The sequence below is a fragment of the Protofrankia sp. CiP1_Cm_nod1 genome (assembly GCF_920888515.1).
Lineage (GTDB): Bacteria > Actinomycetota > Actinomycetes > Frankiales > Frankiaceae > Protofrankia.
Window position 1 is genome coordinate 1 of record NZ_CAKKTM010000103.1, and the last position, 7,295, is coordinate 7,295.

3 protein-coding genes are annotated in these 7,295 nt (G+C 74.9%); all 3 read left to right on the forward strand.

The genetic code is table 11. The annotated features are described in order from the left end of the window. On the forward strand, positions 1-2,773 hold a 2,773-nt coding region (locus tag NBX02_RS05200; RefSeq protein WP_250290230.1), incomplete at its 5' end, for a bifunctional FO biosynthesis protein CofGH. Between the two features lie 1,101 nt (positions 2,774-3,874). Further along, positions 3,875-4,138, forward strand: coding sequence for a WhiB family transcriptional regulator (locus NBX02_RS05205; protein ID WP_250286478.1), 264 nt, complete (start codon positions 3,875-3,877; stop codon positions 4,136-4,138). A gap of 195 nt (positions 4,139-4,333) precedes the next feature. Next, the coding region (locus NBX02_RS05210) for a glycosyltransferase (protein ID WP_250290232.1) at positions 4,334-7,295 on the forward strand (2,962 nt) is incomplete at its 3' end.

Here is a 7,295-nt window from a genome sequence, read left to right on the forward strand (position 1 = left end):
GGGCTCGGCGCTGCGGCGCGCGCTGCGCCGGGCCCGCGACGGCGTGCCGCTCGACGCGGTGGAGGCGGCTGTGCTGATGACCGCCCGCGGGGACGATCTCGTCGACCTGTCCGCGTCGGCGGCGCGGGTCCGCGACGCCGGCCTGCGCTCGGCCGGGCGCCCGGGCGTCATCACCTATTCGCCGAAGGTGTTCATCCCCCTGTCCCGGCTGTGCCGGGACAGGTGCCACTACTGCACGTTCGCGACCGTCCCGCACCGGCTGCCCGCGCCCTACCTGAGCCTGGACGAGGTCATCGGGATCGCCCGCGAAGGCGCGGCGGCGGGCTGCGCGGAGGCGCTGTTCACCCTGGGTGATCGTCCGGAGGAGCGCTGGCCGGCGGCGCGCCAGTGGCTGGACAGCCACGGCTACGACTCCACCCTCGGCTACCTGCGGGCGGCGGCCATCGCCGTCCTGGAGGAGACCGGGCTGCTGCCGCACCTGAACCCCGGGGTGCTGTCCTGGCAGGAGCTGGCCCGGCTCAAGCCGGTCGCGCCGTCCATGGGCATGATGCTGGAGACGACCGCTACCCGGCTGTGGTCCACCCCGGGCGGCCCGCACTACGGCTCGCCCGACAAGGAGCCGGCCCGCCGGCTGCGGGTGCTGGAGGACGCCGGCCGGCTGTCGGTGCCGTTCACCACCGGCCTGCTGCTCGGTATCGGCGAGACCTACCTGGAGCGCGCCGAGACGCTGTTCGCGATCAGGGCGGTGGCCCGCCGCTACGGCGGCATCCAGGAGGTGATCGTCCAGAACTTCCGGGCCAAGGACGACACGGCGATGCGGGACGCGCCCGACGTCGGCGCCGAGGAGCTCGCCGCGGCGGCCGCCGTCGCCCGGCTGGTGCTCGGCCCGTCCCCGCGGCTGCAGGCGCCGCCGAACCTGGTCGACCCGGACGAGTGCGCGCTGCTGCTGGCCGCCGGCATCGACGACTGGGGCGGGGTGTCACCGGTGACTCCGGACCACGTCAACCCGGAACGCCCCTGGCCGGCGCTGGCGGCCCTGACCGCGGTCACCGCGGCGGCCGGCTTCACACTGCGGCCCCGGCTGACCGCCTACCCGCCCTACCTGGACGAGCCATGGCTGGACCCCAGGCTGCGCCCGCACGTGGCCGCGCTGAGCGGACCGGACGGCCTGCTGCGCGCGGGGGCGGCCGCCGTGGGCCGCCCCTGGCAGGAGCCGGACGGCGGGCTCGCCGACAGCGGCCGGGTCGACCTGCAGGCGGCCATCGACGTCGCCGGCCGCCGCGGCGACCGGCGGGCGGACTTCGCCTCGGTCTACGGCGACTGGGACGTCCTGCGCGCCCAGGTCAGCGCCGCGGGCACCGGCGCGGACGGAGTGATCGGCACAGGCGCCCGCGCCGTGCCGGGCGACGCCGTGCCGGGCGATCCGGCCGAGGCCGTGCCGGGAGGCACTGCCGCGCCAGGCGGTGCCGCGTCCGGTGGTGACTTGCTGGCCGCGGCTACCGCCGCCGCGCCGCCGCGCCTCGACGGCGAGATGAGAGCCGCGCTGCGGCACGCCGCCGACGATCCGGCGGGCATCAGCGACGCCGACGCCCTCGTCCTGTTCGGCGCGGCCGGCCCCGCGCTCGAAGCGCTCTGCCGGCTCGCGGACGACCTGCGGCGCGATGCTGTCGGTGACGACGTCACCTACGTCGTCAACCGGAACATCAACTTCACGAACGTCTGCTACACCGGCTGCCGGTTCTGCGCGTTCGCGCAGCGGCGGGGTGACGCCGACGCCTACACGCTCTCCCAGCAGGAGGTCGGCACCCGGGCCGAGGCGGCGTGGGCGGCCGGCGCCACCGAGATATGCATGCAGGGCGGCATCCACCCGGACCTGCCCGGGACCGCCTATTTCGACCTGGCCCGCGAGATCAAGAACCGGGTCCCCGGCATACACCTGCACGCCTACTCCCCGATGGAGGTCGTCAACGGCGTCACCCGGACCGGCCTGTCCATCCGGGACTGGCTGACCGCGGCCCGCGAGGCCGGTGTCGACTCGGTCCCGGGGACGGCCGCCGAGATCCTCGACGACGACGTGCGCTGGGTGCTCACCAAGGGCAAGCTGCCGGCCTCGGCCTGGGTGGAGATCATCACGACCGCGCACCAGGTGGGCCTGCGGTCGTCCGCCACGATGATGTACGGGCATGTGGACACCCCGGCGCACTGGGTGGCCCACCTGCGGCTGCTGCGCCGCATCCAGGAGTCCACCGGCGGGTTCACCGAGTTCGTGGCACTGCCGTTCGTCCACCACAGCTCGCCGATCTACCTGGCCGGGGTGGCCCGGCCCGGCCCCACCGTGCAGGAGAACCGGGCGGTACACGCGATGGCCAGGCTGCTCCTGCACGGCGCGATCGACAACATCCAGTGCTCCTGGGTGAAGCTCGGGCCGGACGGCTGCGAGCAGGTCCTGCGCGGCGGGGTCAACGACGTCGGCGGCACCCTCATGGAGGAGACCATCAGCCGGATGGCCGGCTCCCAGCACGGGTCGGCCCGTTCCGTCGCGGAGCTGGAGGCGCTGGCCCGCGCCGCCGGACGGCCGGCGCGGCAGCGGACGACGACCTACGGGCCGGTCCCGGCGGAGCGGCTGGCCGCGGCCCGTCAGGACGTCGGCGCAGGCACGCGGAGTGATGGCCGCCCCGACGCGCGCATCCCCGCCAGAGGGGCCGGCGCGGCCGTGGATCTTCCTCCCGGCGGCGCCGGGGCCGTGCGCAGGGCCCTGCCGATCGTCTCCTGACCGGGCCTGAAGTCCTGACTTTCGTCCGGTGGCACCTCGGCCGGTGGTTCCGCTGGACAATACTTCCGCCGGGCTCTCACTGGATCACTTGCACTGGATCACGACCGGTGGAGGTGCCGTCGCGTGACGGGCAGGTTCTGCCCGCCCGTCAGCCGGTCCCGCCTGTCAGCCGCTCCTGCTCGCCCGTCAGGATGGGCGGTGGACGGATGTCCGACGGCGTCCCGATGGCGTCCCGACGGCGTCCCGTCGACGTCCCGACGGTGCCCGGTCATCAGGTTGATCGCGGCTGTGTCAGCGGCCGGTGCGGCTCCGACAACTGTCGATGTCCGTTTGTCGATGTTCGTTGCTACTGTCCGGACGGATATCCGCGAAAGTGGAAGTCCGGCAGATAGGAGGAGATGTCACAAGAAGGACAGTCGATGTCGGCTTTATCTGATTTCGGAGGGTAAGATGACCCGGTCAGGGCTCTCGGGGACTTCTCGCATATCGCTCAGTGCGCTGGACGGGGACCCTCTGTAACAGCGTCCTGCTACCGTGAGCTATTGTTTGATCGCTGGTTGTAGAGGATGTTGCGCTGGTGGGGTTGACGCGGCGGTCTTCGGCGCGTGTAATTACCGGCGTGTCATTTCCCCCGCCGGTGGGGAAGGTGCGGTAAAGCGCCTGCCCAGCCGGTGTGGACACCAGTCACCTGCGCGCCGGCGCCCGGGGGGTGGCCGACCGCACCGCGACGGGTCTGGAGGAGTCCACATGGAACGCACCGACGCGGGCGTCCACATCGTCCTCGCCGAAACACACCGGTCACGTGCCGGGCTGCCCGCGCAGCCCACGGCCACCGAGTGGGCCGGGCGGCCGGATCCCGGCCGCCGCGAGGGCCGGGAGCTGACCACCGCCGAGTTCGATGTCGATTTTGATATTGACTTTCATGATGATGGTAATGACGGCAAAGAAGAAGATGAATTCACTGAATCGATATCGGTAAGGTCATCTGCCGGCCGGTCGCGGGCCGGTGACGCGGTGACCGGTGATGCGGTGACCGGTGACGCAACCACCGGTGACGCGCGGGCCGGCGGTGCCGTGGCCGGTGAGTCACGCGGCGCGAGCCTGACCAATGTCGTCACTCTCGGTCTTGACGACATCTTTGCGGACTCACCGGAGTGGCAGGAGCGCGCGCTGTGCGCCCAGACCGATCCGGAGGCGTTCTTCCCGGAGAAGGGCGGGTCGACCCGCGAGGCCAAGCGCATCTGCTCGGGATGCGAGGTCCGCAGCGAGTGCCTGGAATACGCGCTCGAAAAGGACGAACGGTTCGGTATCTGGGGTGGGATGTCCGAGCGGGAGCGGCGCCGGCTACGCCGGCAGGCGGTCTAGACCACCTCCGATGGATCCTCGTCCGCATCTGATGGATCTTCGATCGTGCGGGCGGTGCCTGACATCCGTCGGACCAGGCCGGGCCGCCGAAGCTGGGACGATCATGTTTTCGGCCCGCCCACCGGATCCATGGTCCGCGTATCGATCCGGGATGTCCGGGCCCCGCGGGGAAGCCGGTAGCCCGGCATCGGTCGCGTGACAGCCACCGGCCCGTCCCCGCCGCACGCCGGGCGTCCGGTCACCGGCACCGGCACCGGCAACCCGGGCCGTGCCACCAGCGGGCCCGCCGGCGGGCAGGCCGCAGGCGAGCACGGCACGGCCGAAGTCGTCGCGATCGTGGTGGCCGCCGGCCGCGACCGGGGCGGGGCCGGCCGAGAACTTTCCGATCATGTCTCGCCGGGCGTCGCGGCGGGGACGGGCCTGGCACAGACGCTGCGTGCGCTCGGCCAGCAGACCCGCCGGCCCGACCAGGTCGTCGTGGTGGACGTCGGCGGCGGGCCCACGGCCCGCCGGGCGCGGATCCCGGACGGCCCGCATGTGTCGGTCCGCACCATGCCGCCGGGCACCGGCTACGGGGCGGCCGTGGCCGCGGCACTGCCGAGCCGGACGGACCAGGCAGGCCAGGCAGGCCAGGCAGGCCAGGCAGGCCAGGCCACCGGCACACCGGACTTCCTCTGGCTGTTGTGCCACGACTCGGCACCGGCTCCGGACACGTTGGAGCGGCTGCTGACCTACGCGGCGCTGGATCCCAGCGCCGCCGTGCTCGGCCCGAAGGTGCTCGACTGGGCCGACCCGACACTGATCGTCGAAGCCGGAGCCACCGTGGACGGCGCCGGGCGCCGGGTGACCGGCATCGCCCCCGGCGAGATCGACGCCGGCCAGCACGACGCCGTCCGGGACGTTCTGGCGGTCGCGGCCGTGGGCGCGCTCGTGCGCGGGCCGGCGTGGCGGCGGCTCGGCGGGTTCGACCCGCGGCTACGCGCCGTCGCCGGCCTCGACTTCTGCTGGCGGTCCTGGCGCGCGGGGATGCGGGTGGTCGTCGTCCCGCCCGCGGTGATCCACGTCGCCCGTCCCGGCGGCCACCGCGCCCCGGTCCGCGGGCGGCGGCTCCGCGAACGTGCCGCCAACCACCGCGAACAGGACAGCCCCGGCGAGCGGGACGCCCCCAGCGGGCGGGATGGCCCCAGCGGGCGGGGCGGCCCCAGCGAGTGGGATGGCCCCAGCGGGCGGGATGGCTACCGCGACCTGCGGCGGGAGGAGCTGCGGGTCCGGATGGCCAACATCTCGGCCGGCCCGCTGGTACCGGCATGGCTTGGGCTCGTGCCGTCGGCGCTGGGGCGTGGCGCCGCGCTGGCCGCCGGCGGCCGGCTTCGCCAGGGCCTGGACGAGGTCGCCGCGGCCGTTGCGGTGATGGGCCATCCCGGCTGGCTGTGGCGGGCGCGCCGGAGCCGGGCGGCGTCCGCGCGGGTACCCGGTCGGACGTTACGCCCGCTGCTCGCGTCCCGGGGCGGGCCGCTGGGCGCGGTCCGGACGTTCCTGCGCGCACTTTCGCTCGTCCCGCGTTCTTCTGCCCGCCGTCGTGGCCGTGACGGCCCGCCGGCCTGGGCGGGGCGGCCGGCTCTGGCGCTCGCCGGGGCGCTGGCCGTCGTGAGCCTGATAGCGGCCCGTTTCATGCTCGGGCCGGGATGGGGGCCGGGGACGGCCGCCTGCCGGCTGCCCGGCACGGACGTGTCGCTGCCGTTACCCGACGGTGCCCGGGATCTGTGGTCGGTCGTCCTGTCCGGGTGGCCTGGTGGTGCCGCCGGAGCGGCGTCCGCCGGTCCCGCGGTGTCCGGGCCGACGGACGCCGGGCTGTGGCTGCTGCCGCTGGCCGTTCTCGCGACCGTGCTGGGTGGCAGGCCGTGGCTGGCGGCCGATGTCGTCCTGCTGGGCGGACCGGCGCTGGCCGCTCTTGCCGCCTACGCCGCCTGCGGCCACCTGGGTCGTGCCGCCGGTGTTCCTGCCCGTACCGTTCCTGTCGGCACCGTCCCCGCCCGTAGCGCTTCTGCCCGTACCGCCTCCGGCGGCGCCGTTGCCGGTACCGCTGTCCCCACCACCGCTGTCCCCACCACCGCTGTCTTCCGCGGTGGTGCCGCTGAAGTGGTCTCCGGCCGTGGGGCTTCCGGTACCGGCGGGCCGCGCACGCCACGCACGCCGGTCCGGGTCGTAGCCGCGGCCGGCTACGCGCTGTCCCCGCCGATGATCTGGGCGGTTGCCGCGGCCCGGGTCGACGTGCTGTTCGCGCTCGTGCTGCTCCCCGGCGTGCTCACCGCCGCGGCCGCGTTGGTGGCGCAGCCGGGCACCGGCCGCGCCACCTGGCCTGCGGCCCGCCGGCTCGCGATCCGGCTGCTCGCCGTGGTCGCCTGCGCGCCGGCGCTGCTGCTGTCCGCCATCGCCGGGCTTACCGGCGCGGTCGTGCTGCTGCGCCGGCCGCGCCTGCCGCACCGACTGGCGCAGGTACTCGCCGTGACCGTCGCCGCCAGCCTGCCGTGGTGGCCGTGGCGTGACCTGCTACCCGGGTGGCGGTGGCTCACCGGCGTGGCCGTCGACGTCCCGGACACCCTGCCCGGGGTGGGCGCGGGCGGGCGGGAGGCCACCGGCGCCATGGCCGACGCGCTGTCGGGCTGGCTGGGGCCGGCCATGTCGCCCGCCGGGCCGGCCGGCGGGCATGTTGTCGGCCTCGCGGCCGTACTGGTGCCGGCCGCGCTCGCCGGCGCGGTCGGGGCCGTGCGGGCAGAGACCCGCGGGCCGGTGCTCGCGGCATGGGGCGTGGTCGTCGTCGGCCTGGCCGGCGCGGCCGTCGAGAGCTGCCTGGGGGTTGCCGGGCGCACCGGGGAGCCCGCCGCCGCGCAGCTCGCCGTCGCCGTCGCCGGCATGCTGGCGGCTTGCGCACTCTCAGTGACAGGAGTGCGGGGGATGCTCCGCCGTCACCCGCCCGGCTGGCGGCACGTCACGGCGCTGTCCCTCGGCGGGGCGGTCGCGGCCGGCCCGTTCACCGGCGCGTTCATGGTCGCCGAGGCCGGCCAGGTGGCGGCCGGCGCCGCGGTCCGCGCGGGCGGGATGGCGGCTTCCACGCTCGCGGCGGCGCGGCTGTCCGGGCCGGACGCCCGCGTGCTGG